Below are 2,975 nucleotides of genomic sequence, written 5' to 3' on the forward strand. Positions count from 1 at the left end.
TCAAAAAGAGCAGGCGGCAATGCCCCGCTTCCGGCGCTGAGCTCCCGCTCGACGAACGGGGCCAGCCCCGCCGTCAACAGCTCGAGCATCTTGCCCACGCGTTCATGATTGGTCGTCGCCATGTTGCCTCCCGGCCCATCAATTACTCATCCTCTTGATGCGAAAGCGGCAATTCCATCTGCTCCCCGCGCGATTTATCGCTCTGTCGGGCGAGGCGGTTGATCTCCGGCCAGCTTTGGACAAGAGCGTTGTAAGCGAGCGCGTCAGCGGCACGCATCTTTCGTTCGCATATGGAATAGAGCCGATACGCGAGCTCACGTGCGGTGTCCGACGCCCCGCCGAGTTTCGCAAACAGTTCCGCTGCGCCAGCCTCTCCCTTGTCATTAAGCACACGGATGAGGTGATGCACCATCTCCCAGACCGTCAGCCGCTTATCTGTCGTTGGATCCCAATCTTTCGGCAATTCCTCCACGCGCAGAAGCTGTGTTTTGCCGCGCGCGGCTTTGGCGATCCCCGCCTCAACCAAGGCGTTAAGCGCCGTGTTTTTCGCCTTGGACAGCGTCTCAGCGTCGCCGAACGGACCCTCGTTGAAGCCGTATTGTTCGAACCATGCCACTGCCCATGCGGTCTCGGGATCGAAATCGCTTTCCTGCTCCGCCAGCACCTCGTCAAGCGTCTGGTTGATCAACTGGAGCGCCGTCCGCACAGTCATCGGTTTGCCGTCTGATTCGAGGACCTTCGAATAGCGCGAGAACACCGCCATGCCCGGTCCGATGCTCGCCTGCGCCAAATCCACCGGCGCGATGTTGCCTTCCTGAAGATGCCGCAGAGCGGGCGGCAGCTCGCGGCGCAGCGCAGCGAGAAAATCTTTCCGCGTCGCCACCGGCGCGTCGGACGGCCGTCGACGGCAGACAAGGACAATGCTGGAGGCGAGGATGTTGGCGTTCAGTCCCAAAATCTTGTTTGCCAGCTCCGTCCGCATCGGCCATGTGCCCGTGATGGAAAAGCCGGCGCGCATAACCGCTTCAAGAAACGTCTCCCACCCTGTCGATGGAATCCCGTCCTTTTTATCTTCTGTCTGTTTGAAGGCGTAATAAATCGTTATTGGAAATCCGCGATGCGCCTGTTCCACAAGGCGCTTAATCGCCTTGGTCATCCCATCGAGGAAGAATTTCTCCGCCTTCTCTTTGCTACCGTGGCGATAAGGTGTAGCGACGAGTTCTTCGGCCTTCGGCACCAGCATGGTTCCAAACAATTCAGGATAAACATCTTTCAATGCTGGCCGCAACCACGCATAAAAAAAGTCAGAAAGGTCGGCGTAGCCGATATTGTCGTAATAAGGGGGATCGGTTGACACGATCTTGTTAATACTAATTTCCTGAGTACTTGCATCCTGTTGATAAGCGCGCCCAGAAGATGATGCAGGTACTTGGAGCAAGAACTGTTCGACCCATTCCAACATCGAACTAAAATTGCCTGTGGACTCTGAAAAAACGTTGCCTTCAACATAATCCCAAACCATTGGAATTGCTTGACGACTGAATACATTACGAATGTTTTCTCTAGAACTATCCCAGCTACATATTGAAGAAGAGCGGTCACTTAATCTATCTAGGGCAAATGCAAGATATACGCTGACGGCGGCGGCGTAGTCGTCTTTTTTCCAATGCTTGGAAGAATGGCCGGGGGACGTTTCCATTGCTTGGAAATCTTCGAGAATCTTCGCCCGCGCCTCGGCCACGAGGTCGGAGAAGGTCGTCAGCGCCACCAACTGCCGGGGGGTGAAGAGGTCGGCGAATGTGAAAAATCCATAACCTCTCCCACTGACCAAATCCCGCGTATCTCGATTGAGTTCTCCCTCCGGCTTCCACTTGGGCTTGGCCTGCCGGGCGATCTCTTCGTGTTCCGGGATGGGCGGCAGGTAGATGCGGCCGCGGTCGCCCTCGCAGACGATGGCCATGAGGCGCGCGCCCATGCGGCCGGCCATGCTTTCGGCCTTGATGTAGTCCGGCGTGAGGGTGTCGCCGGAGAGCACGCAGCGGAAGTTTGCGCCCCGGCCGAGCTTCGTTCCGGCATCCACGTCGGCCGGGTTGCCCGGTTTGCCGGTTCTCACCTCGAACCGGTATTTTTTGCCGTCAACAATCGGCTCGATCCACGCTTCTTTGCCAGGCTTGGTGGAGAGCCAAAAAGAGGACACGAGCGGGACGTGGCATCCGCGATAAGCTGGGTTGGAACTCGGAACCGTTCGCGCCCAGAGCCAGGCGATGACCGTCAATTCTTTCCCGACATAGGCCTCTAAGTCGCGCCGATTCTTGGCCATCTCCGCCGTGACCTTGGCCTTCGGGTAAAGGTGTCCAATGCGTTTTTCCGCCTCATCCCGCATCCATTGTCCGTAGTAGCGCACATCCTCGGCCAGGCCCTGCGCGCCGCGCCAAGTCTTCTTGAACAATTGCTTGTCTTTGCGGGCTTCCGGATTGACCGGCGACATTCCGGCGAATTTTGGCGGGATTTCGATCATCGCCTTGCAGATCATCACGGCGACGGGGTTGAGGTCGCTGGCATGGGCTTCGAGGCCGAGGCGCTGCGCTTCGAGTGGCAGCGAGCCGCCGCCCGCGAAGGGATCATGGAAAGGCGGCAGCTTGTTTGGATCCTCACCGGATTCCTTGCACCAGCGCGCCCAAGAGCGGCGGATTTCGGCCCGCGCCCGGTTCAAGACCTCCTCGTTAGTGGTGTTTTCCCAGAGCACCAAGTCTTCGATGAGCTTAAAAAGGCGTTGGCGTTCCTTTTCCTGCGCTTGCGGGGTGGGGAACTCTTCGGGTACGGAGCCGGGGTCGTCCACCATCTGGGCGAAGATGACGGCCCTGGCTGCCGCCAGTGGCCGCCGTGCCCACCAGAGGTGGAGGGTCGAGGGATGTCCATGCCGGATGGACTTTTCCCGTGCCGCCTCGCGGTTGATCGCCTCGAGTGGCAGCGCG

General features: G+C 58.5%; 2 protein-coding genes. Both read right to left on the reverse strand.

The window, feature by feature from the left end:
• A partial coding sequence (locus ONB24_15430) for a hypothetical protein (GenBank protein MDZ7317502.1) occupies positions 1-122 on the reverse strand: 122 nt, incomplete at its 3' end.
• Positions 123-142: 20 nt separating this feature from the next.
• A partial coding sequence (locus ONB24_15435; protein ID MDZ7317503.1) for a DUF1156 domain-containing protein occupies positions 143-2,975 on the reverse strand: 2,833 nt, incomplete at its 5' end.

Source organism: candidate division KSB1 bacterium, assembly GCA_034505495.1.
Taxonomy (GTDB): domain Bacteria; phylum Zhuqueibacterota; class Zhuqueibacteria; order Residuimicrobiales; family Krinioviventaceae; genus Fontimicrobium_A.